The organism is Caballeronia calidae (assembly GCF_900044055.2).
Classification (GTDB): domain Bacteria; phylum Pseudomonadota; class Gammaproteobacteria; order Burkholderiales; family Burkholderiaceae; genus Caballeronia; species Caballeronia calidae.
The window spans coordinates 1-23,416 of sequence record NZ_FCOX02000061.1 but is presented as its reverse complement, the minus strand read 5'-3'; the positions used below and the strand labels follow the sequence as shown (position 1 = coordinate 23,416).

The following is a 23,416-nucleotide window of genomic DNA, read 5'->3' as shown; positions in this document are numbered from 1 at the left end:
GCGCCGAGTTGCCTCGTGAGAACGAACGCGCTCAAGGAAAGCAGCGGGCGCGATATGTTCGCGGCGTGCGAGGCAGCAGGGATCACCTCGCTTGGAGATGGAGCCCAGCCGAATCTTACCGCCCGTACCGCTTTGCCGCGGAACAAGTCCGAGGAAGGCAGCGAATTCACGTCCCGACCTGAAGGTCCTCGCGTCTCCAATAGTTGCTACCAAGGCCGTTGCGGTTAGCCGGCGGATGCTGGGCACGTCGGAAATCGCGCGACATGCCACTTCCTGTTTCTGCCAGGCACCGGTACGCTTCTCGAGTTGATCGATGTCGTCCTCGAACGCGTCGATGCGCCGTAACTGGTCTTGCAAATTAAGCATTATCGATGCTGGAAGTGCAGTTTGCAGTCGACGCTTCGTAGGCCTTCTGTAGTCCTAATAGAAGCCTGCCCACTCACCAATCGGCCTGTTCTGGTTCAACTCCGGCGCCGCGCTCACGACCGTCGTGGGCGTGCTTATCGAGGTGCCGGTCATGCTGCTCATTGTGTGCATCCACCTCCCGTAATCCTTCCAAGCTCTTCCCCATTGGCGGACAGTACGCCTCCCCACCGCCCGCTATGGATGCGGTAGATTCGCAGAACGAGGGGGCGGCGCTGGGGCATGAAGGCTTGATCTACCGAACATCCCGCAGGTGCGCCCGCAATCTAGCGGGGACCTCAATTACGACATGATCTGAGAACAGGCCAGTCTCATTCATTGCCTGCTCGACTGCCGAGGGCGAGGCATACCATGCAACCTCGCCGAGTTGCTCATTACCCATCATCAGCCGCCCTGCCCACTTGCCGCTTCGGGCTTGATAGATCCGCAGCACGATGGGTTGATCCATGACTCCCCCTTACGGCTCTGGGCCTAGACAGTGGAAAATTAGCCGAACGACGGTCGCATTGAACCTAGGAACTTCCGCATGTACATAAGCCACTACATTTGAGCGCTAGGGCATGCCTTTCGAACATCTGAGGAGAGGGCTGGAGGATTGGCAAACCCTGCAAAGACCAAAGCCCACGGATTGTTATTTTAAACAAGAGGGCTGGCCACCCGCCACGGTGTGCCCCGAAAGCAACACGTCACCTGCGCGTCGATACTGCGCGTATGCGCCAGCGCTGCGAGCCGGTGCGTGCAGATTCGAGCGTTTGCCCGCGCCCTCTTGACGATGTTAGCCATCTTCCGTGAACGGATCGAGGTAGACGAACACCCGGTGCGAAAGCCAGTCGATCCGGCCAGGAAATGGGCCGGTCATGAAGCCGACGTGTCCGCCTTGCTCCGGTTGGTCAAGTTCCACGGCTGAGGATACCTCGCTGCGCGTCGGCAGCACGGCGCTGGGTAGGAAAGGGTCGTTGCGCGCGTTGAGAACGAGCGTCGGCACCGTAATTTCTGGCAGGAGCGGACGCGTTGTCGACCGGGTCCAGTAGTCGTCGGCGTTGCGGAAGCCGTGCAGCGGCGCCGTGACGACGTCGTCGAACTCGTATAACGTGCGACTGGCGAAGACGTCGTCGAGATCGAAGAGCCCCGGGTATTGCGTGAGTTTTTGCCGTGCCTTGTGCTTGAGCGTCTTCAGGAAGCTGCGCGTATAGATCATGTTGAAGCCTTGCGACAGCGCGCGACCACCGGCGTGGACGTCGAGCGGCGCGGAGATCGCCGCGGCGGCTGCGATGATCGATGCATCCTGGCGGCGCTCGCCGAGCCAGCGCAACAGAACATTGCCGCCGAGCGATACGCCCGCCGCGACGATCGGCCCCCGGTGTCTTTCACGCAAACGCCGCAGCACCCAGTCGACTTCGGTGCTGTCCGCGAGGTGATAGAAACGCGGCATCAGGTTCATCGGGCCGCTGCAACTGCGAAAGTGCGGCACGACGCCATGCCAGCCGCGCGTGCAAGCGGCGGCCATCAACGTGCGCGCGTAGTGCGAGTTCGAACTGCCTTCGAGTCCGTGGAACAGCACGAACAGCGGCGCGTCCGCCCTCGCGCGGTAGCCGCAAAGCGGATCGGGCGCGAGCCAGTCGAGATCGATAAAGTCGCCGTCGGGCGTGTCCCAGCGCTCGCGCCGGTAGGCCACCGCGGGGCGGCGGCCGAACAGCGCGGGGACGATCGTCTGGATGTGGCTGTTGGGCAGCCAAGGCGGGGGACGGTAGAGCATGCCGATGGCAGCCTCGACGGGCGCAGCCACAACGGCCTCCACAGCTGCCGCTGCTGCATCGAGCGCCGGTCTGGGCGACGCCTTCTTGTCTTGGATCGTGCTCATGCCAACACCGGTATTCAAGTGAAGCCCCGAGCCGAGGCTTCAGTCAAGCAGGTCTTGTGGGTCGCTCGGATACAGCGCACCCTGACCATGTCTCATTTCGGCAGCAAACCGTCAAAGAACGATACACGCGGGCGGATTGGCCTCATCAAGCACTCGTGGTTTCGTCGAATCAACCTTCACGAGGACTCGCCGGCGCAACCGCGCCGACGGCATCGAGCGCGGCGCTCAAATGTCTCGCCGCGATCAAGTTTCCCGCAAGCGCCGTGCCTTCGCGTAGCAACAACAAATTGGAGAAACAGCTCGAAATCTGTTAGGCGTCGGCCGCTTTCTGAAGACGGGATCTCTGTCAACGGCCGCACCGGGCGGGCTGCGTACCGCTTTGAGCCCGGCAGGGCGATCGTGGGCGGCACCGGAGATGGTCACCGGCATTGGGCACCCGTGCCGGGCTTTTCGTGTCGGGCTTTTTGCGTGGTTCGTGCTGTGGCGCGCCACATTCGGGCTGGTCGAGAAAGGATGTCACTGCTCGGCCTGGTCACGATAAGCGTTGTCGCTGTCGCTGTTGCGCTCCGGCCTGACTGGCATCAGCTGGCGGCGAGCCTGATTCACAGAACGCCACATCACAATCCCGCGAAGTGTTGACGACGCCATAAAACCGCGCTTTCTGGGCGGCGCAATTCAGAGTGATTTGCTAAAGCACGAGGAGGCTTCGCAAGCCCCCTCATTGTGATGCAGCGGCGTTCACGTCAGAACGACGGGTCGCGTTCGTGAGTACGCGCGCGCACCTCAGAAGAGCGCTGCTCACGCAGCAGTTCGTTAAGCTAAGCGCCATAGAAGTCAGTTACGACGGCAAGCAGATCCTCAAGCAGTTTGAACACGGCAAATGCCTGCTCAGGCGTCCAGTCGTCCGGAACGGTGAACGGCAATCCTCGACGGCGACCGATGGCAACAAGGGGCGGTTCATCACGCGGTCTCCGTCTTCGTGGGGGGCTTGCGGGTTTTGCGCTGTCTGGCCCGGGCTTCGTTGCGCTCGCTTGCTTCCGCGAGTCGACCAGCCACACTACGCCGGCCGCGTTCGGGACCACGTCTGACCATTTTCTAAACGGCTTGGTCGTTATGATGGTCGAATGTGCCTCATACCCGGCGGCTGACGAGTTCGAATAGTAAGTCGGGATGCCGGTTCGAGTACGAGAGGTAGCCGACGAAGCAAACGGTCCAATTTAAGACGCCTTTACATAAGACGTTCGGTCGCTACGCTGTGTATAGCGTGATCAAAAAAATTGCAAATCGATAGGCTACAACGATGAAGCCAGCGGCCAGCGCCATAGCTCCAGAAGTAATGAGCCGCACTATACCGTAAGAACCGAAGACAGGCTTTAATGCAAAAAACAGATAAGTGCCACAGACAGCAAGATTAATAATAGAAAGAATGTTGTCGACGACGGGTGAATCGAGTCCGAGGCCCCCTAGACGGACCTCGACGGCCGCGACTGCTAGCGCGATCGAAAACAGTAAAAGCAAAAATGCATAGAGGTGGAGCGAAAAATAGACGAAGGTAACAAATGGCTTTTTCGCGCGCAGGAAGGTAATCCACAACAACAGAGAGAATGGAACCACCATAAGAATGATGAGTGATTTCGCATTGAGCACGGCGCCGCGGTCGAAAGTCGAGGTGTACTGGGGCAGGTCCGTGTGGAGCTTTGCAATGCGCTCGGCAACCAACAACTGAGCGAGCGGACTCCAGTCCTGATGATGAAGATGCGACTGAAGAGTCGAGCCGAAGACTTGAGTGTCGGTCAGCGACTGCATCGCGAAAAAGATCGCGTTTGAGATCAGAAACAGCTGAAACGGCGGGACGAAAGGCATGCGCTTTCCGTTCAGATGCGCGACCGTCAGCTCGCCCGGGTGACGTAGCAAAACGCTAATGGTGCGAAGCAGTCGCCCATCGATGCTCGTCGCCGCGTGCAGGACCTTTGCTCCAATCCCACGCAGCGTAAGATCGGGCGGCCTAATTGGGCTCTCGCCGCACATCGGGCAGAAAGGCGTGGTGACGTGCATCGCACACGTCGGACATGTCCATGGTTCGGTTTCAGACATGATTGCCTCGTTGGTCTGCTCGTGCAAATGGACTAATAAAGTGGATTTCGAAGCCTGCGGCCGATTTGTCTGCAAGGCTGCGCATTTGACCGAAGGACTCCGCGTTGGATAGTCTCAAAAGGCGCCGCCGAGAGCGAAAGGGCGCACGAACTCGCTTCGGCGGATCTCATTTACCAATCGCGCGCCGCAGGCAAGGCGTTCTCAGAGAAGTTTGCGCCTTTTCAAACCGTGTCGCCATCGGCGACGACGGACGGAAAACCTGAGCAATTGTAAGACGTTCACGGCGTTTCTTGATTTCCTTACCATGAGCATCGCCGCAAGCGAATGTTGCGTCGCGGGTGACATTTCAATTGCGTGCAGTCCGCGTTCGGCCTAACGACGCCCGTTTTACCGCGCAGAACTCGTAAGTTGAGTTGGAAGCTGAACAGCCACCTGCTCAAGTGTGGACGGGTTGGTGATCTGAGCTTCGAGCGGGTCCGCGATGCGCCGCTTCCCTCGCACATCACGGTGAGCGAGTACGGCAATCGCTTCCGTGCCGTGTCCAGTGTTTCGGCAGTTCAGGCGGTTTTCGAGCAGAATTGAGCGACTCGTCGCTCACGTTTTTTAGTATACGCCCTCGGTAAAGCGACCAATCGGTTGGAACGGGTCGATAAGGCTTAGCGGGCAGGCCGAGTGCATCCGCCTGCTGATGCTGCCTACGGCTCAACGGCCGCCGTCCAGCAGGCCGTCGTTCATTCGAGATCGTTCGTGTCAGGGGCACGGGAAGCCGGCGCGAAGCGCGTCCAATAGACGTAGCACGCTAGCACGGCGAACGCGCCGACGCCGGTCGCGAGCAGCACGCCCTGCGCGCCGAAGTAGCGGATGAGAATGAGATTGCCGACGATCTTAATTCCGAAACCAATCAGCGAAATCACGGTGATCGCCCGATAGCGCCTCTCGCTCGCGAACAGCTGCGTGAGCACGCACATGCCGAAGTAGAAAGGCACTTGCAGCAGCCCATAGCGGAAGAGCGTCGTGACGGCGACGGTGTCGTCGGCCGTGAAGGCGCCGTTCTGAAAGAGCAGCTTCACGGCGAACGGCGCGAGCACATACGCGATGAGGCTGCCGCTCAAGCCGACGGCCGTCATCACGCCGGACCATTTGAGCGCCGTGCTGCGAGCGCGCGCATGATCGCCGCGATGGAGAATCTCCGCGAGAATCGGCAGGGTTGCGCGGGCGATCGCGAGAGTGCCCATGCTGAGCACGAGCGACAGCAGCCGGTTCGCGTAGCCGAACGTCGCGATGGCGCCGTCGCCCTGTTGCGCCATGAAGTACTGGTCGACGGGGAGCCAGAGACCTGCGACGACCCAGCCGATCGTCAGTGTGCCCATCGAGCGGATCGTGTCTGGCCACTGCTTCGCGCGCGTCGAGACGCTTGGCATCGCTGACATCGAATCGGCGCGCCGCGCCAGCACGCGCAGCCACGCGGCCTGCACCAGGAAGCCGAGCGACGTCCCGACGACGAGCGGCCAGATCGACTCGTTATCTTGCGCGGCGAGCACGAACGCGAGCAGGCCGATGGCCGGCACGCATTCGAGCAACGTGTTGATGTGCTTGCCGGAAGCCTGCAGCCGCGCCGATGAGATGCAGATCGTCAAGGTCAGCACGCCGACCGGCATCATGCTGATGATCATGTTCCGGCAAATCTCCCGCGTCGATTTGGCGAGATTGCCCCCGACGGCCTCCGCCATATATGGCCAGCACAGCCAGAGCAGCAGACACGAGATGGTGCCGACGACGAGCCCCACGCCTTCGAGCTCGCTGAGAAAGCTGTTCTGCTCGGACTTGCTGTCCTTGAGCGAGACGAGCGCGGGAACAAGCAGCACGCCCAACACGTTCGTGAGCATCGTAGGCAGCCAGGTGACGAGCGTGAGCGCGAGCTGATAGGCGTCGACGGTTCCGCTGATCCCATAGCGATATGCGATCGCCATTTCTTTTGATGCGCCTATGCACTTGCCGAGGATCACGAATGCCAGGAGCACGACCGCGCTTCTTGCGATTCGCTTGTGATCCCCATGCACGCCGCCGAAACGTCGTCTTACCGATTGGACCGCTGCGCTCAGCACGGTGCTCCTCCTGCGTGAAAGCCTTTCGCCGCTTGTCTCGACGTCAGGACGAATTTCATTGTTCGCTTGAATGTCGCGCGGGCTGACCGATCCAGCGCTTGAGAAGGAAGGGGCGTGCGCGAAAGCGGGCTGCGCGACCGTTTGCTAAGGCACCATCCCCAACCAGTCGTCAGTGACGAAGGCGTGGCAGGAGTTCGACGAAAGTAGTCGGGTGAAGTCTTCTTGATCTTCGCGGCATTGCAGGGCGCACTGGCAACTTTGAACGACCCGCTCCGCCAGATGAGCAAGGGACAGAGCCAGTAGCTGATTTTTGCGATGGGCCTGGTCGCGGCAAACGATGGCTTGTCCTCGATGGCGAAGTTGACCACGTTAACTCGCCGACCTGGGCCCGATCGATGCGAATTGCGCCGTGCGCGGAGAGGGGCCTCACGGTTCATGCGGGTCTCAATGTTGTGCGCGCGATAATGACTTTTGCTTCTGCTCGGCCTTCGGCAGTTAGCTCGTGCTTCTTCACGACGGCCGTTCTTCCGTCTTGCCGCACGGTGACTGTATCGCGCTGAACTAGCCCACGCTCGTGAAGCTCGTCAAGGTCGGTCGCAAGGTGCTTCGTGCGTAGCCGCCCCTCGTAGATGGTGTACGGGACGCCCGTTGCGGCCGCATAGATTGACGCTAGTTCGCCGGCTCCGCTGTTCTTTCTCGCCTCCGACTCGCCGCCGGAGCTTCTGCCGGTTCCTTCCCAATAATACATTTCAGTGTGCCGCCGCTAATACCGCAAACCTCTAAACGGCTTGCTGTGCGCCAACGATCATCCGGCCGCCCGTCGCTCCCCGGACTCCCTCACGCCTCCGATCCGACCACGATTGCACGACTGCACCCCGTCGGCACAGCATTAGCGTTCGCTCAGCACTCCGCCGGGCCGCGCATCCTGTAGCACCGCGGGTTCTCCTGGTCTATCAATCGCCATAGACCCGAAAACTCCGATTGCATCGGAGCACTCCGCGGTTTCCTCCCTTAAGGTTTGTTCGACGCCTGCCCGCATACGCTGTCTCGCGCTTTCAGGCGGGCGGACATGGGCACGCGTCGAACAAACCTTAAGACAAGCACGCGTTGAGCACCGGGCGGGTTTTGGAGTGGAGCAGCCGTTCGAGTGACCACTCCATGGCTCAGCGAGCGGCAGAAATTGGCCGCTTGGGTGAGGTCGCCAATGGCCGCTTCTATGGGGACTTGTTTGTCAAGCCGTGTTCGATCGTCAGGTAGCGGATCAGATTTCATCCCGCCACCTTTGTATTGCGTGCGATGTGAAGGGGTCGTGCTGCACGGTGGCTTGATCCTGATCGCAGGTCGGGGTATGACGAGCGTTCCAGCCAGTGCCGGAACGAACTTCTATCCGTGCAGGATGTGAAGGTCCTGCACCTCACGCAGCATGCGCGCGAGGCGCACTGGCAAACCCCAGTTACCGGCGCACCCCAGCTTAGCGAGCGGTCACCGTGTCGTGACCCGCGGCCGTTTCGGGCGCGTCGACCTTTGATCATGATGTGTTCCTTCCCAGGGCACGCAAACGATGTTGACCCGGAACTTCAAGGAGCTGCAGCTTTGAGCGAAGCCCCGGCCGGAATCTCGCCGTGCTCGATGTAACGCCATAGGGCGATGGCGAGACGTCGTGCCAACGCGACGATGCCCACACGCCGCATGCGCTTGCCGTTGCCCGCAAAGCGCCGGTTGAACCACTGAGTCAGCAGGCTGTCGGGCTGCAGGCGTAACCAGCGCCAGGCCAGTTCGACGAGTATCGTGCGCGCTCGTCGGTTACCGGCTTTGCTAGTGCCTTGTTCGATCGTTCGATCTGGCTATTTCCGCTGGCGTAGGGCGTGGGCGTCAGTCCCAGACATCCGGCGACCTCACGCCGGTTGGCGAAACGTCGCCAACCGAACACTTCCTTCACCAGCACCCAGGCGCCCTTGGGGCCGATCGCGCGCAGCTGGGCCAGTTGGGCCACCAGCGGGTGCTTGCCCTCGGCCAGCTCTTCGCGCCGGGTGGCTTCGAGCATCTTCGTCTGCTGCCTGACCAGCGCCAGCTGCGCACTCTCGCGCTCGATCTCGCCGCAAAGCGCGGCCGGTGTCTGCCCGCGGTGGTTTGCCCACCACTGCGCCCAGTCGCGCCCGCCGATGATGACCTGCGGACCTACGTTGTGCAGCACCAGTAGTGAGCGGATGCGGTTCGTGTGGGCGACACGCTCCTGGATCAGCCGGGCCAGTTCACGATGCGTGCGGCGAGCGTCCTCCTGATCAGGCGTGGGCTCGCGTAACACCGACCAGACGCGCTCGCCGGCGTGGTGGCGCCTGAGCATCGTCAGCAGCTTGTCGCCGTCGAGCCGGTCAGTTTTGGCCCGTCTCGCGCGTCGATTCACTTCAATGCCGGCGGCATCAACCACGAGGTTGTCGATGCCTTGCCCCGTCAACCAGCGGTGTAGCCACCAGCCATCCCGGCCAGCCTCATAGCAGGAATTTACCTTGGCCCCGGGCGCAAGCCGGCAGCGCTCCTTCGCACGGCGTACACAATCGAGCACCGCTGCCGTGTCGTCGCCTTGCACGATGTAACGACTTGGGCCACGACGACTATCGCTCGCCGTCGATATCCAGGACCTGTCGCCGAGTTCGAAGCTTATGTATAGCTCGACGTCGATTGCCATATTCTCGTCTTGTGGGACGAATTGGGTCGTGGACATTTCCGTCTCCTTCGCACAGAGTTGGAAATTCCGTTTTAGCTAAACGGACCTTTCTCCGGTAGTCCCAGATAGCATCTTAGTGGCACTCCAGTTTGGAAAATCTGGATGTGGCTGATTGACCGGTTTGGAGAAACTTGTCTAACCGTAGTGGGTCGGCTTTGGCCCGACGCGCGGACGGCAGTCGACCAGGAGCCATCACTCACCGTCTGTTCGCTGGCCCCGCATCCGGAACGCCCGTGCGTCAATGCCCGCCTCGCTTTTTGGCCGGGTGCCTGCAAAGCGCAAGCGGCTCGTTCCTCATGCAGCCAGAAAAGCGACAGCCCTGTACGTCCGGTCGGCTATCATGCCTATCCTCTCCGAAGTAGCTCCTTATGATTTCCGTCCGTAATGTCACGCTGCGCCGCGGCGTCAATGTCGTACTCGACCGCGCGTCCGTCACCTTCACCCCCGGCGAAAAGATTGGTCTCGTCGGCCGCAATGGCGCCGGCAAGTCGTCCTTCTTCGGCCTTCTCAACCGCACGTTGCACGAAGATAGCGGCGAGTTCTCGATTCCCGCTGCATGGAAAATGGGCCAAGTCGCGCAGGAGATGCCAGAGACCGAGCAGAGTGCGACCGACTTCGTGGTCGAGGGTGACACCGTACTGCTGGCCGCGCAGGCTGAAGTAGCCGCCGCTGAGGCCAGCGACGACGGCATGCGCATGGCGCACGCCTACATGGCCCTGCACGACGCCGGCGCCCATGATGCCCCCGCACGTGCCCAAGCGCTGATCCTGGGCCTTGGATTCAGTGATGCGCAGCTCGACCACCCGGTCAACAGTTTCTCCGGGGGCTGGCGCATGCGACTGCAGCTGGCGCGCGCGCTCATGAGCCCGTCTGACTTGCTGTTGCTCGACGAGCCGACCAATCACCTCGACCTCGACGCGCTCGTCTGGCTGGAAGCGTGGCTCAAGCGCTATCAAGGAACGCTGGTAGTGATCAGCCACGATCGAGAATTCCTCGACGCGGTGACGCAGGTGACGGTTCACGTCGACAACGCCAAGCTCGTGCGTTACGGCGGCAACTACAGCAAGTTCGAGGACATGCGCGCCGAGCAACTGGTGTTGCAGCAGGCCGCGATGGCCAGGCAGGCGGACAAGATCGCCCACCTGCAGAAATTCATCGACCGATTCAAGGCCAAGGCCTCGAAGGCGAAACAGGCGCAGAGCCGGGTCAAGGCGCTCGAACGCATGGAGAAGATCGCACCGGTGCTTGCCGACGCAGAGTTCAACTTCGAGTTCAAGGAGCCGCTCAACGTCCCGAACCCGCTGTTATCGATGCTGGACGCGAGCTTCGGCTACCCAGCGCCGACCGGCGCACCGCCGGGCACGCCGCCGACGGTCATCGTGAGGGGCATCAGTCGATCCGTCCTGGCGGGGCATCGCATCGGAATTCTGGGTGCAAACGGCCAAGGCAAGTCCACACTGGTGAAGACGGTGGCGCACCAGCTGGCGCCGATTGCCGGCGAAATCAGCGAAGGCAAAGGCCTGAACATCGGCTACTTCGCACAGCAGGAACTCGACGTGCTGCGTCCTCTCGACACGCCGATGGAACACATGATTCGCCTTGCCAGGGACACGCCGGCGCACATGCGTGCCCCCGGCCAGAGTGGCACCGATCAATCGCTCCGCACTTTCCTTGGCAGCTTCAACTTCAGTGGTGACATGGTCCACCAGGCGGTCGGCACGATGAGCGGCGGCGAAAAGGCGCGGCTCGTGCTGTGCATGATCGTGTGGCAGCGACCCAACCTGCTCCTGCTCGACGAACCTACCAACCACCTTGACCTGGCCACACGCGAAGCGCTGGGTATGGCACTCAACGAATTCGAAGGCACCGTGATGCTCGTCAGTCACGACCGGTCCCTACTGCGCGCGGTATGCGACGAGTTCTGGCTTGTTACCAAGGGAGGCGTCGTGCCCTTCGATGGCGATCTGGACGACTACCAGCAGTTCCTGCGCGACGAAGCCCGTCGCATGCGCGAGCAGGCTGCCGGGGAGCACAAGGTCATCGCCTGAGATACCGCTCGGGCGGGTGGCGGGCGTTGCGTGCTAGGCGAAGCGCAGAGGTTCGCCAAGGACCAAGCGCGGTCAAACGCTAGATATCGGCCAGAAGGAGACCTTTATTTGATGCGTCGCCATGACATCGAGCAGGTCCTCCACTCCGCAAAGGGCCGCCCGATCGCCCTGAGCCGGCGTCGTGTCATCGACCAAAGCAGTCTTCTTGACCTCGTTGTTCACCGGGTTTGCTGGACCCTAACTTAGGCGCCTGCTACTTGAACACGGTCCGTTGGGATATGAGAATAGCGCCGTTGTCTCATGTAAACTCGAGCAGATCCTTCGCTTCGGACTCTGTCCTGATTCACTCAGACCGGTCGACGTAGTCATGGCGCCTCAATTCGAAATCAGCGAAACCCTGGTCGGCGCGCTCTCGCTAAGGGCCATCAAGTCATTTCTTGCGGCCGCAAAGTTCAGCAGTTTTACGGGGGCCGCCAACGCACTGAGCGTGACCCCGGCAGCCGTAAGCAAACAAGTACGGGAACTGGAGGACTACCTCGGGACGGCGCTGTTTGTCCGATCGGGAAGAACCGTTACGCTGACGGCAGATGGAGAGATGTTCAAGGATGCCGCCCAGCTCTCGCTGATCAATATTCATCAGGCTGCCGAACGCCTGCGCAAGAAAATTCCCTCCCGGCAGACGCTGATCGTGTGCTGTTCCCCGGCGTTCTCGGCGCTGTGGCTCCATAGGCGGTTGCCCGAATTCCTTCAGGACGCGCCGAATATCGAACTCACCGTGCTGGCCACGCAGAATTTCATTTCGATGGAGGCAGGCGTGCAGCCGGACGTGTACATCGCGAAGCTGGCCAGCTTGCGCGAGGGATACGACAGCGAGCACCTGTTCGACGACGAAGTCTATCCGGTTTGCACTCCGCAATATCTGCGGCACCATGGCCCGATCTCGGCGCCCGAAGGATTGCTCGATATGTCGCTGCTGGATCTCAGCGCTTACGGTCGCTCGCAGATTTCCGAGCATATCGACTGGAAAGTCTGGCTGGCGCTGCATGACGTCGACACCAGCTGGCGCGCCGATATCCCACGGCAGTTATTCACCAGCAACGATTATCCCGCCATCGTGCAGTTGGCCTTGGCGCATCAGGGGGTGACTCTGGGCTGGCATCATCTCGTCGGACACCTGGTGGACAGCGGCGACCTCGTGCGTCCGCTGCCGCACAAGACCGTCATGAGGAATCGCGGACATTACCTGTCCGTGCGGAAGGACAAGGCCGACGCCCGCGTGTGCAAACGATTCTGTCAGTGGATCAGGCAGCAACTCGGCGTGCGATCTTCAACCAAAAGTTGAAGGAATGCCGGAGGAAATGTCGCTTAAGTTTGCGACGAAACCGGCTTAAATTTCTCTTCACGCCGCACAGGGGCGGCGGTACGTAAGAGGAATCAGCACATGGGTTTCAAGCGAAGCATCCATGCGGTGGAGACCCATTCGGGTATTCCCATGCGCGTCGTGACCGGCGGCATCCGGCATATTCCCGGCGACAGCGTCCAGGCCAAGATGAAATGGCTGGAGGCCAATGACGACGGACTGCGCAAGCTGCTGCTGCGCGAACCGCGCGGCTACCCGGCCCACTGCTGCAACATCGTCGTGCCGCCCTGTCACCCGGAGGCGGATGCGGGCTACATCATCCTGGAGCAGGTCGAATACCCGATGATGTCGGGCGGCAACACCATCTCCGTGGCCACCGTGCTGCTGGAAATGGGCATGCTGCCGATGCAGGAGCCGGTGACCGAACTGACTCTGGAAGCTCCGGCCGGCCTGATCCGCATCACCGCCGAGTGCAAGGACGGCAAGGTCAAGAGCGTGAAGTTCAGGAACGTACCGGCATTCGCCGCGCATCTGGATGCCGTCATCGACGTGCCGCATCTGGGCAAGGTGCGGGTGGATGTCGGCTGGGGCGGCATGTTCTACGCGATTGCCGACGTGCGCCAGTTTCCGGGGCTCGAACTGAAGCCCGAACATGGCAAGGAGATTGCGCGGGTCTCGGCCATGATCCGGCAGGCCGCCATCGAGCAGTTGCCAGTTGCGCACCCCGATTATCCGGGCGTTGGCATCACGATTTCCCAGCTCTCGGGCCCCACCGACGACCCGCGGGCCGACTGGAAGAACGCGGTCACTATGCCCACGGGGCCGCTCTCGTGGGACGATCCGGCCACCTGGACCGGCGCGATCGATCGTTGCCCCTGCGGCACCGGCACCTGCGCCAAGATGGCCGTGCTGCACGCCAAGGGCGAACTGCCACTGCACCAGGACTTCCGGCACCAGGGCATCCTCGGCACTGTCTTCACTGGCCGCCTGGAGGAGACGACCCGCATCGGCCAGCAAGCGGCGGTGGTGCCGACGCTGGCCGGCACAAGCTGGATCCATGGCATCCACACCATCGTGCTGGATCACGACGACCCCTTTCCCGAGGGCTACACCCTTGGGGACATATGGCCGAAACAGTAGGAACGGTACACATGCAGATCATTTCCGCGCAGCAGATCCAGTCGGTACTCGACTGGTCCGGTGTTCTCGACGCGTTGCACCGCGGGCACGCGGGTGCCCGGCCCAGCGGCGGCAGCTACTTCATCGGGGATGCGAGGTTCGGCCTGTTCAGCCGGGGCGTGATCCTGCCGGGCAAAGGTGCCGGGGTCAAGATCGCCTCGATCCATCCGGCCAATGGCGTTGCCGTCCCGCCGCTGCCGTCGGAGCAGGCCGCGTTTCTGGTTCTGGACGAGCGCACCAAGGGACTCGTCGCGATGCTGGACGGCCCCGAAATCACGCGATGGAAAACCGCGGCCGATTCCGCGCTGGCGGCCCGCATGCTGTGCAGCGAGCACAGCGAGGTCCTGCTGGTGTTGGGCGCGGGTCCGGTTGCACGGTCGTTGACGGACGCTTACCTGCACATCCGGCCTTCCATCCGCGAAGTGTTGTTGTGGAATCGCACGCCGTCGAGGCTGGAAGCCGCGCGCTCGGCGCTCGACGCAAGAAACATCCGGGTCAGCATTGTCCAGGACCTCGATGCCGCGGTCGCCCGCGCGGACATCATCACGGCCGCCACAAGCGCATCCACGCCCGTGATCCGGGGCGAGTGCGTTCGCCCTGGTACCCATGTCGATCTGGTGGGCGGATACCGGTCCGACATGCAGGAGGCCGATTGCGATGTGTTCCGCGGGGCGCGGATCTTCGTGGACGACCGCCAGAATGCTGTTCAGTCGGGGGACATTCAAATCCCGCTGCAAGCGGGCGTGATTCGGGATAGTGATATAGAAGGCGATCTGTTCGATCTGTGCCGAATGACGGCGTTCCATCGTTCGGCCGCAGATAGGACGGTGTACAAGAATGCCGGCGGTGCGCACCTGGATCTGATCGTCAGCCAGTATGTTGTCGAGCAATTGAAACCACGCTAACCAACGGGCCCGGCGCAAGATAGGGTGGAAGACTGGTTCAGCCGATTTGCCAACGTTTTCGAATGTGACATCGATGACCGTTGTACCCTGGAAGCCGCCAGAGGGGCGCGCTCGTGACGAACGGCTCCTACGGGTCGGGTTATGCCGGCCGCGGTTGAACATAACATGTGAGTACGGTGAATATCCCTTGGTAGGATCAGACTACTACTGCACCTAAGGCGTATATTGCGACCAGGCCAAACAGACTTGCGCGCTGAGCCAGTTCGGGAGACTCATGCCTGAATATTCTCGATGGAGGATTGCAATGAGACGGAAAAGTCTTCTCAGGTGCTCCGCCTTCGTAGTGCTGGCGGGCTCGCTGGCTTCCTGCACGCGTGGAGCCGTCCAGACTGGCACGTTGAGGGATGAGGTCATTGGAACATGGGCGTACGTCTCGGTCGACATCGTGCGTCCGGACGGCACTCGGCAAGCCATGTACGGGACCAATCCGCAAGGGATCGCCGTCTTCGACGAGAGCGGTCACTATATTCTCATGACCTCGCGCGGCGATATTCCGAAGTTTGCGTCCGACAATCGAATGGAAGGCACCGCAGAGGAAAATAAAGCGGTGGTCCAAGGCATGATCGCGCACTTCGGCACTTACACAGTGAACCGTCTCGATAATACGATTACGTTTCATGTCATCGCAAGTTCCTATCCCAATTGGAATGGGGTGCAGCAAAAGCGACCGTTCACAGTAGATGCGGAACAGCTGAAATGGGCAACGCCGGCTTCGAGCGGCGGCACGGCCGAAGTTATTCTGCGGCGTCTGAAATAATTTCAGCGCGATCGTTTTGGCTCGCCCTCAATGGATTGCGCGAATGTCGGCAGCCGTCGATCCGCTCGCGCTCGCCATCCAGTAGGAATCGGCTCCGTTTCCACACCTTCGTCAATGATCGGCAGGCCCAGCGTGCGACATAATTCGGTGATTGCACGCACGATGGCGCCGGACTTCGGATTTCGGCCCAGCCCGTTCACGAAGCCGCGATCGATCTTCACGCGCGTGAACGGAAAGCTCTGCAGGCTCAAAGAGGAATAGCCTGTACCGAAGCCATCCATCGTCACGCCCAAGGCCCGGACTTCGTTGAGAATGCGGTGCGGCGTGCCCCAGGACACCAGCAACGCAGTCTCGGTGATCGCCAGTTCGAGCCGGCGTGCCGTTGAGACTCCGGCGGATATATGCCGGCCAGCGCGCGGCGTCGCGGCATGCGCGCTCGAGCACCCACGCGCCCAGTTCGGGCATGAGGCCCCGTTCCTCGGCAATCGGGACGATCGGCCGGCGATATCGGCCCACGCTTCGGATGCGTCCATCGCAGCAGTGCTTCCATCGCGGTGGTCTGCCCCGTGCGTCCGTCGATGATCGGCTGGTAATGCACTTCGAGTTCATCGGCGCTCAGACTACGGCGCAGTTCGTCTTCGAGCTCGTTGCGAAGCCGCAGCGGATCGTTCATGCCGCGCTCGTAGATGCGATAGCAGTTCCGGCCCTCGCGCTTGGCTTCGTACGACGCAAGATCGGCCTGTCGCAGCACGGCGTCGTGCTCGACGCCGTGCGTGCAGCACACGATGCCGACGCTCACGCCCACGGTGATCTCGTTGCCCGCGACCTCGAATGGCGCGGCGAGCTTTTCGATGCAGCGCTCCGCGAGTGCCGCGGCATCGTCGGCGTGTCTAAACGAAGTTTGCAGGATGGTGAACTCGTCGCCGCTCAGCCGGGCTAGTTGATCGCTCGCGCGCAATGTCGACAACAGCCTGTGCGCCACCGCCCTCAGCAATTCGTCGCCGACATGATGGCCGAGCGTGTCGTTGACGACTTTGAAGCGGTCTAGATCGAGATAGAGCAGGGCGAACGGCCGCTCGGGCGACAGCAAATGGACGAGTTGCTTCAGCTTATCCTGAAAACTCACGCGATTGGGCAGATCGGTGAGTTGATCATGGTGCGCTAGATGCGTGATGCGCTTTTCTGCAGCGCGCCGCTCAGTCACGTCTTCGATCGTTGAGACCCATCCGCCATTCGACAGCATGCGCGTCACGACAGCGATGCTGCGTCCGAGATGTTGAAACTCGACCTGCGATTGTTCCCGCTCCGGTATGCGGGCGCGCAGGAATTGCTCGCGCAGCGCGTTGATCCGCGCCACGGCTTCGCCGCATGGCTCGCCCGAGCGCTCGCCGATACGCCGTAGCACAGTGCGCAACGTGCTTCCGGCAGGCAGGCTGTCCGACGCAAGCGCCAGGATGCGCGTGAACTGATGATTGCACAGCACGAGCCTGCCGCGCCGGTTGAACAGACAGAGGCCTTGCTGCATGTTGTCGAGCGCGAGGTCGAGATTGCGCGTCGTCTCTTCGAGGGCGAGCGCGGTCTCGCGCTGTTCGGTGCAGTCGCGCGTGATCTTGGCGAAGCCGAAGAGGTCGCCGGCGTCATCGTAGATTGGCTGGATGACCACATGCGCCCAAAAGCGGGTGCCGTCCTTTCGGATGCGCCAGCCTTGCCTCGAATTTGCCCGTCGTGCGCGCGGTATCGAGGCCGTGTTGCGGCAGGCCGCGTCCGCGGTCGCCCGTATCGTAGAAACAGGAGAACTGCTTGCCGAAGATCGCACGCTGTGTAGCCCTTGGCACGTTGCGCACCCGCACTCCAGTTCGACACGATGCCACCTGGGTCGAGCATGTAGATCGCGTAATCGGTGACAGCTTCGATCAGCAGACGGAAGCTGCGCTCGGGATCGCGCGTCTGCTTATGCAACGTGCGCGTCTCTGTCAGGTCGCGCGTGACCTTCGCGAAGCCGAGCAGCTTGCCGTTGTCCTCATGAATGGGATCGATGACCACGTGCGCCCAGAAACGCGTGCCGTCCTTGCGCACGCGCCAGCCTTCCGTTTCGTACTTGCGCTCCGTAAGCGCGATGGCGAGACTGCGCGCGGGCGCGCCCGTCTTCCGGCCTTCCGGCGTGTAAAAACATTGAAATGCTTGCCGACGATCTCGTTCGCCGCATAGCCCTTGGTCCGTTGCGCGCCTGCATTCCAGTTCGACACGATGCCGTTGATGTCGAGCATGTAGATCGCGTTGCCGGTGACACTTTGCACGAGATAGCGGAAGCGTCGCTCATGATCGAGCGTGTCTTCGCGCAGACGCCGGTGCGCGGTCCAATCGCGCGTGATCTTGGCGAAGCCGAATAGATGGCCGTGCTCGTCGCGCAGGGCATCGATGACGACGTGCGCCCGGAAGCGATGCCGTCATGGATGACGACCGCATAGCGCGCAACGAGAAGCGCATCGACGAGTTGCGCTGTTCGTTTGGCTTGTTCCAAGAATGCGGTCGCTTTCATGGCGGCACCTCCCGTCGTGAGACCCGCAAGCGTTGCGCCCGGGCCGGACGGCTCAGCCTTCCAGCCGAGATTTTAACCGCGGCTCGATGAACTGCAAAAACGCGCGCACCTTGCTCGACTGGCGGCGATTAGGCAGGTACCCGGCATACACGACTGCATCGCCCGGCTGAGGTCGCGCCTGGAATGTCTCGAACAGGCGCACCAGGCGACCGGCGCGGATTTCGGACGCCACAAGCCACTCGGGCAGCAGCGCGATACCCCTCCCGGCAATGACCGCTTCGAACAGAATGTCGAGATTGTTGGAGAGCAGTTGGCCGCGCACGTCGACGCGTTCTTCCGTGCGTTCGCGCTCGAAGGCCCACACCTGCCGCGCGCGGTAGCCGCCGCCATAGGCAAAGCGTAAGCACTCGTGTCGGGCGAGGTCCGCAGGCGCAGCGGGTGCGCCGCTGCGTTCAAGGTACTCGTGGCTCGCCACGACGTAACGCGGATTATCTGCCAACTGCTTCACGATCAGATTGGCGTCGCGCTCGGCAGAGCCGATGCGAATGGCGACATCAATGCGCTCAACTGCGAGATCGACAAACTGGTCGCTTACCGCCACATCGAGGAGTACACGCGGATATTCAGAGAGAAACGCCGCCAGATGTGGCGCGAGGCACAAGCGACTATAGGTGGACGGCACCGACACACGAAGCGCGCCTACTGGCGCGGCGCCACTATCGAACACGCTTTCGTCGGCCTCCGCCAGATCGTCCAGCACCTTTGACACCTGTTCGACGTACGCAATGCCCGAGTCAGTGAGGCTTACCTTACGCGGGGTACGCGTCAACAGCGACGTGCCGAGCGACGCCTCGAGCGAATCCATAAGGCGCGTTACGGATGAGGTGGCCACACCCAGACGTTGGGCGGCCTTCGTGAAGCCGCCCGCGTCGGCTACTTCGAGAAAAGTTTTGATGGCGAGTAATTTGTCCATGCGCGACTCATGCAATCAGTGCCGTTGCGCCCAACGCAACGCTAGCTTGCATTCTATCTCAATTCCAGACTTTCAACGCAACGCTTAAGCTGCGGGCATTGCTCAACGCGACTACCTGCCATGCCCACCATCCAAATCGATGTCCACTACGACTTCATTTGTCCGTGGGGCTGGATCGGCCAGCGCAACCTTGCCGCAGCGCTTGCGGAAGCCGGAATCGAACACACGGCTGAGGTTGCTTTCCGCTACGTGCCGTTTGAGCTGAACCCAGATATGCCGTCCGAAGGCATGGATCGCCGCGCGTATCGCAGCCAGAAATTCGGCAGTTGGGCGCGCTCGCAAATGAGGGACGCGCAGGCGAGCGCCGCTGGCCTCGTGGCCGGTGTCCGCTTCGACTACGACAAGGTGCTGCGAACGCCGAACACGCGCATTGCGCATCGACTGATGCAGCTATCGCAACAGCGCACCCAGTCGCGCGCGACTGCTGCGTTGTGCGAGGCCATCTTTGCGGCGTATTTCTCGGCAGGACGCGATATCGGTTCGCCCGACGTACTGCTTGAAATCGCCGCGTCGTACGGCCTCGACACCGACGACCTACGCGCCGAGTTACTGTCTGCACGCATTGCCGCGCCACTCGCATCTCATGAGCCGACCGATGGTTACGGCTTTCCCGGCGTGCCGGCCGTCGTGATCGACGGGCACGTGATCAGCGGCGCGCAGCCGCCAGCGGTTTTTGTCGACGCGTTGCATGCAGCGGCGCAACGGTTCGTGTTTGCCGGGCCTCCCGTATAACCCCTTCTTTGCTATCTACTTTTTGGAGTCGTCATGTCAAATCAGCTATCTGCCACAGCGAGCGCGGGCAGTCCGGTCAAACTGACACAAGGTCTGATCGCGCTGTTCGCTATCTGCTGCGGCGCGATTGTCGCCAACCTGTACTATGCACAGCCGATCACTGAGCTGATCGCCCCCGACATTCACATGTCGAACGGCATGGCGAGCCTGATTGTCTCGCTCACGCAAATCGGCTACGCGTTGGGGCTGTTCTTTCTTGTGCCGCTTGGCGACCTGATTGAGAATCGCAAGCTGATGATTTCCACGGCACTCGTGTCAATTGCGAGTCTCGCCGCCGCGGCATTCGCGCACCAACCCGGCGGGTTCCTCGTCATCTCGCTCCTCGTGGGATTCAGTTCGGTCGCCGTGCAGATCCTGATTCCGCTCGCCGCCCATCTTTCACCGGACCAATCGCGCGGCAAGGTGGTCGGCACGATTATGAGCGGCCTGCTGCTCGGTATCTTGCTGGCACGCCCGATCTCCAGCGTAGTTGCGGGACACTTCGGCTGGCGCGCCGTGTTCGGCTCCGCAGCGGTGCTGATGACAATGGTGACCACCGTGCTCGCACTGACCATTCCGCGGCGCCAGCCCACCCATCAAGCCACATACTTTGAGCTCATCGGCTCGCTTGGCCACCTCGTGCGCACTGTGCCGGTGTTGCGTCACCGCTCCTTGTATCAGGCGTTGATGTTTGCGTCGTTCAGCCTCTTCTGGACCGCGATTCCGGTTGAGCTGACGCGCCAGTTCGGTCTCACGCAGACGCGGATCGGGCTGTTCGCACTGGTCGGGGCGATCGGCGCGACTTCCGCACCGGTAGCAGGCCGTCTCGCCGACGCGGGCCACACCGTGCGCGCAACCTTGATCGCGCTCGTGGTCGGCGCGCTAGCCTATATGCCGACATTCATCCACTCGTCTTGGGGGGTGGCAGGCCTGGTGGCAACCGGCATCGTGCTCGACTTCGCGGTGCAGATGAACATGGTGCTAGGTCAGCGCGAGATCTATGCGCTGCATGCGGCAAGCCGCAACCGGCTTAACGCGCTGTACATGACGAGCATCTTCGTCGGCGGTTCGTTGGGCTCGGCAATTGCCAGTCCGCTCTACGAGCATGGCGGCTGGCCGCTGGTTGCCGCGGTCGCCACCTCCTTTCCACTGCTCGCGCTCGCTCACTACCTATTGATCGGCCGCTCCCATGCCAGGCGTCACGCGTGAACCGAGGGTGCTGTCTTCAGCGACGTTGGGTTAACAACAATTCATTGCCGTTCAGGACATCGCAAGGGGCCTGCCGATACGCTTCCCATCGTCGATAAGGCCCGAACGACGCTCCACTACTCGCCAAGGAAAATCGACATGTCTTCACCTTCATCTTTGCTGCGTCAGCGCGCTTTGCGCTGGAAACGAGCGTGTCGGGACTGTTCGCCATTGGCGACGTGCGCGCGGCGTCGGCCAAGCGAGTGGCGTCGGCGGTCGGAGACGGCGCGGCCGTGGTCAGCCAGATTCACGCATGTTTAAGCCGCCCTCGGTGAAACCGTGGCTTGCAACGACTCGAAACTTTGTCCTCGCGAGAGAAAAAGCAATGCTCAAGGAACACCACCTTCCGCTTCACGATGAATCGCAGCGGCGTTCGGAGCGGAATACACGGCACGCCCCGCAGACACTTCATCGCGCTCACGAAGTAAGGCTGCGGCCCCCGCAAACACGTCTTTGTCGCCCCCCAATCACATGTAGCGCGGCCCGCGTCAACGGCGTGCACGTCTGTTTGCCACCGTTCGCGGCCGTCGCGCCAATTGGCAGAACCAGCGGTGTATCTTCATTGGGGGAGGGGAGCGCGCTCAGCCCGAGGTATTGTCGGTATCGCGAGAGTTCCGTCATCAATTCCTGGGTGCCCGGCACCAGCCGTTCCTTGCCGCCTTTGCCAGGGACGGTTAGCCACCAACGGACAGCGCCTTTCGCATTGCGCCGGACGAAAGACCAACATTATAGGATGAATGTCTAACGATAATATTCCATTTAATCAACATGATAGGTGGGTTTTTGAGCGCTGAACAATCACTGTCACTTGCAATTCGCGCAGGTCCGCGTAGGATGTAGCACATCTGTAGCACAGAGAGGATGTCATGTCGACGACCACGCTTCGCCTGCCACCGGATCTTCGCGATCGCGTCTCCCGACTCGCCCAGCGGTCCGGCACTACGGCACACAGTTTCATGTTGGACGCGATCGCAGAAAGGGTCGCGAATGAAGAACTACGACAGGCGTTTCTCGACGAGGGGAACGCTCGCTTCGCGAGGATGCTCGAGACCGGCGCGGGGCTCGACTGGAGCGAGATGCGTGACTATTTGCGCGAGCGCGCGGCTGGTGGCTCGCCGATAACGCCTAAGGCCAAACGATGGCGCGAATAGTCCTGGCGCCGGAAATTCGTGAGGACTTTGATCGCATATTTGAGTTTTTCTTCGAACACACGCCGGAGCGTGCAGTCGAGCGCATCGACGACATCGTGTCCGCACTCGACATCCTCAAGTCAAGCCCAATGATTGGCCGGCCGGTCGATAATCCGGGCATGCGCGAATTGGTTATTTCGAACGGTGCGCATGGCTATTTGGCGCTGTATCGGTTTTTGCCTGAATTCGATGCGGTGTTCGTCGTGGCAGTTCGAAGTCAGCGCGAACTGCGGTACCGACGAGAATCTCAGTGAGCGGGCCACAACTACAACATGCTGATCGCAAATGATCGATAGGGGCTCTGCGCAAGTCGTCGTCTGGCAGAGTCGCAGATGACGCGATTCAGCTAACGCCATGCCGGGTGCCGTATGACACACGTGCGCAGGGCGAAGGGCGCCAGATGACGAACCGCCGGCTCCGGTCATCAGCGGTCATCGAATCGCGCGCAACCTTGATCGCTCGAGTGGCCGCTTTCCGTTCATGATGCGCCCGTGCTGTATTTCAGCGTTGCCGGCTAGGAATATCCGCCGATGCCGACCCGATGCCGTTGTATCGTTCAAGAGTTCGGAGGCGACGGGCCGTGAGTCAAGATGCGCCACCCGCGCAACGAAACATATCGCGACGGCAAACGAATCACTGATCCACTGTCAGCGGTGGCCCGAGAAATTCGATGCGCCACTTCGTGCCCGGGCGCGCGAGCGTCGCCGGATCAGGAATACCGTCCGACTTCACGTCGCGCAGTTGGGTGAAGAAGTAAGGCAGCTTCTTCATCGGCCTGCGGTGCATGCTGCTCCCTTCCGTCTGCCGGTTTCGTCTGTTCCTTTCAATCCGTCGTATTCTGTCCCTCAAAGCGTTTAAAAAAAGTCGCTTGACGGCACAGAGCTATATCCGCATAATTCGCCTCCCGTTGAATGACGGCGCGCAAGAAAGCAAGCGAAACAAATTACTCGCGAAGCAAATAACTGCGCAATTGCTCTTTAAAAACTAACAGCCGATAAGTGTGGGCGCTTGATGGCGAGTGCGGCTGGTTCTTCGGAATCGGCAATAGCAAAAGTAATCAAGAGTCTCACACGAAGTATCAGAGGAAGGTTTTTTCATCTTTGGATGGAATAAATCAT

Annotated in this window: 18 protein-coding genes and 5 pseudogenes; 10 read left to right on the top strand and 13 right to left on the bottom strand. The window is 61.1% G+C overall.

Going from position 1 to position 23,416, the window contains the following annotated elements; translation table 11 throughout:
- Positions 1-81: 81 nt before the first annotated feature.
- The 5 genes and pseudogenes from AWB78_RS49885 to AWB78_RS33740 all read right to left on the bottom strand — a co-directional run.
- Positions 82-288 (bottom strand): annotated as a pseudogene (locus AWB78_RS49885) (transposase); the annotation flags it as partial.
- Between the two features lie 370 nt (positions 289-658).
- Positions 659-871 carry a hypothetical protein gene (locus AWB78_RS33750; protein WP_062610967.1) on the bottom strand — a complete coding sequence of 71 codons (213 nt, stop codon included), beginning with the start codon at positions 869-871 and terminating at the stop codon, positions 659-661.
- A 327-nt stretch (positions 872-1,198) separates the two neighbouring features.
- The gene (locus AWB78_RS33745) at positions 1,199-2,284 is read right to left on the bottom strand and encodes a hydrolase (protein WP_198399407.1); all 1,086 of its coding nucleotides are present in this window, start codon (positions 2,282-2,284) and stop codon (positions 1,199-1,201) included.
- 960 nt (positions 2,285-3,244) lie between these two features.
- A pseudogene (locus AWB78_RS48670) lies at positions 3,245-3,484 on the bottom strand (ATP-binding protein); the annotation flags it as partial.
- Between the two features lie 48 nt (positions 3,485-3,532).
- A complete protein-coding gene (locus tag AWB78_RS33740; protein WP_062610980.1) occupies positions 3,533-4,378 on the bottom strand; it encodes a DUF3667 domain-containing protein in 846 nt (281 codons plus the stop codon).
- Positions 4,379-4,786: 408 nt separating this feature from the next.
- Here AWB78_RS33740 and AWB78_RS46940 point away from each other — a divergent pair, with 408 nt between their 5' ends.
- Positions 4,787-4,960, top strand: a complete 174-nt coding sequence (locus AWB78_RS46940; RefSeq protein WP_157697700.1) for a hypothetical protein — start codon at positions 4,787-4,789, stop codon at positions 4,958-4,960.
- A 149-nt stretch (positions 4,961-5,109) separates the two neighbouring features.
- Here AWB78_RS46940 and murJ read toward each other — a convergent pair whose 3' ends face one another.
- Together murJ and AWB78_RS33725 are read right to left on the bottom strand one after the other, a co-directional pair.
- Positions 5,110-6,483 carry a murein biosynthesis integral membrane protein MurJ gene (gene murJ, locus AWB78_RS33735; protein ID WP_062610966.1) on the bottom strand — a complete coding sequence of 458 codons (1,374 nt, stop codon included), beginning with the start codon at positions 6,481-6,483 and terminating at the stop codon, positions 5,110-5,112.
- A gap of 1,577 nt (positions 6,484-8,060) precedes the next feature.
- Positions 8,061-9,205 (bottom strand): annotated as a pseudogene (locus tag AWB78_RS33725) (IS110 family RNA-guided transposase).
- A gap of 371 nt (positions 9,206-9,576) precedes the next feature.
- Between AWB78_RS33725 and AWB78_RS33720 the strand changes: the two are divergent.
- The 5 genes from AWB78_RS33720 (at position 9,577) to AWB78_RS33700 (ending at position 15,517) form a co-directional block, all read left to right on the top strand.
- Positions 9,577-11,256: an ABC-F family ATP-binding cassette domain-containing protein gene (locus AWB78_RS33720; RefSeq protein WP_062610964.1), complete on the top strand. Its 1,680-nt coding sequence runs from the start codon at positions 9,577-9,579 to the stop codon at positions 11,254-11,256.
- A 367-nt stretch (positions 11,257-11,623) separates the two neighbouring features.
- On the top strand, positions 11,624-12,598 hold the full coding sequence (locus AWB78_RS33715) for a LysR substrate-binding domain-containing protein (protein WP_062610963.1): 975 nt from the start codon (positions 11,624-11,626) through the stop codon (positions 12,596-12,598).
- Positions 12,599-12,697: 99 nt separating this feature from the next.
- The gene (locus AWB78_RS33710; protein ID WP_062610962.1) at positions 12,698-13,756 is read left to right on the top strand and encodes a proline racemase family protein; all 1,059 of its coding nucleotides are present in this window, start codon (positions 12,698-12,700) and stop codon (positions 13,754-13,756) included.
- Between the two features lie 11 nt (positions 13,757-13,767).
- Complete coding sequence (locus AWB78_RS33705) at positions 13,768-14,700, top strand: ornithine cyclodeaminase family protein (RefSeq protein ID WP_062610961.1); 933 nt, start codon at positions 13,768-13,770, stop codon at positions 14,698-14,700.
- Between the two features lie 304 nt (positions 14,701-15,004).
- Positions 15,005-15,517 (top strand): lipocalin-like domain-containing protein, encoded by a 513-nt coding sequence (locus AWB78_RS33700; RefSeq protein ID WP_062610960.1) that lies wholly within the window; start codon positions 15,005-15,007, stop codon positions 15,515-15,517.
- Positions 15,518-15,519: 2 nt separating this feature from the next.
- On the opposite strand, the gene AWB78_RS47835 is transcribed toward AWB78_RS33700, so the two are convergent.
- The 4 genes and pseudogenes from AWB78_RS47835 to AWB78_RS33680 all read right to left on the bottom strand — a co-directional run bounded on the left by AWB78_RS47835 (position 15,520) and on the right by AWB78_RS33680 (position 19,029).
- Positions 15,520-15,855 carry an EAL domain-containing protein gene (locus tag AWB78_RS47835; protein ID WP_232477986.1) on the bottom strand — a complete coding sequence of 112 codons (336 nt, stop codon included), beginning with the start codon at positions 15,853-15,855 and terminating at the stop codon, positions 15,520-15,522.
- The gene (locus tag AWB78_RS47830) at positions 15,801-17,180 is read right to left on the bottom strand and encodes a putative bifunctional diguanylate cyclase/phosphodiesterase (RefSeq protein WP_062610958.1); all 1,380 of its coding nucleotides are present in this window, start codon (positions 17,178-17,180) and stop codon (positions 15,801-15,803) included. Before AWB78_RS47830 ends, AWB78_RS47835 begins: the two co-directional genes overlap by 55 nt.
- Positions 17,181-17,533: 353 nt before the next feature.
- Positions 17,534-17,593 (bottom strand): annotated as a pseudogene (locus tag AWB78_RS49880) (hypothetical protein); the annotation flags it as partial.
- Positions 17,594-18,108: 515 nt separating this feature from the next.
- Positions 18,109-19,029: a LysR family transcriptional regulator gene (locus AWB78_RS33680; RefSeq protein WP_062610956.1), complete on the bottom strand. Its 921-nt coding sequence runs from the start codon at positions 19,027-19,029 to the stop codon at positions 18,109-18,111.
- 120 nt (positions 19,030-19,149) lie between these two features.
- Between AWB78_RS33680 and AWB78_RS33675 the strand changes: the two genes are divergently transcribed.
- Together AWB78_RS33675 and AWB78_RS33670 are read left to right on the top strand one after the other, a co-directional pair.
- The gene (locus AWB78_RS33675) at positions 19,150-19,821 is read left to right on the top strand and encodes a DsbA family oxidoreductase (RefSeq protein WP_062610955.1); all 672 of its coding nucleotides are present in this window, start codon (positions 19,150-19,152) and stop codon (positions 19,819-19,821) included.
- Between the two features lie 33 nt (positions 19,822-19,854).
- On the top strand, positions 19,855-21,069 hold the full coding sequence (locus AWB78_RS33670) for an MFS transporter (protein ID WP_062610954.1): 1,215 nt from the start codon (positions 19,855-19,857) through the stop codon (positions 21,067-21,069).
- A gap of 428 nt (positions 21,070-21,497) precedes the next feature.
- Here the strand turns inward: AWB78_RS33670 and AWB78_RS48660 are convergent.
- Positions 21,498-21,825: pseudogene (locus tag AWB78_RS48660) on the bottom strand (tyrosine-type recombinase/integrase); the annotation flags it as partial.
- A gap of 149 nt (positions 21,826-21,974) precedes the next feature.
- Between AWB78_RS48660 and AWB78_RS33665 the strand changes: the two are divergent.
- Together AWB78_RS33665 and AWB78_RS33660 are read left to right on the top strand one after the other, a co-directional pair.
- The gene (locus AWB78_RS33665) at positions 21,975-22,259 is read left to right on the top strand and encodes a CopG family ribbon-helix-helix protein (protein ID WP_062610953.1); all 285 of its coding nucleotides are present in this window, start codon (positions 21,975-21,977) and stop codon (positions 22,257-22,259) included.
- Complete coding sequence (locus AWB78_RS33660) at positions 22,247-22,552, top strand: type II toxin-antitoxin system RelE/ParE family toxin (protein ID WP_062610952.1); 306 nt, start codon at positions 22,247-22,249, stop codon at positions 22,550-22,552. The genes AWB78_RS33665 and AWB78_RS33660 overlap by 13 nt, the downstream gene beginning before the upstream one ends.
- 379 nt (positions 22,553-22,931) lie before the next feature.
- Here AWB78_RS33660 and AWB78_RS46925 read toward each other — a convergent pair whose 3' ends face one another.
- A complete protein-coding gene (locus AWB78_RS46925; protein WP_157697698.1) occupies positions 22,932-23,084 on the bottom strand; it encodes a hypothetical protein in 153 nt (50 codons plus the stop codon).
- Positions 23,085-23,416 lie beyond the last annotated feature (332 nt).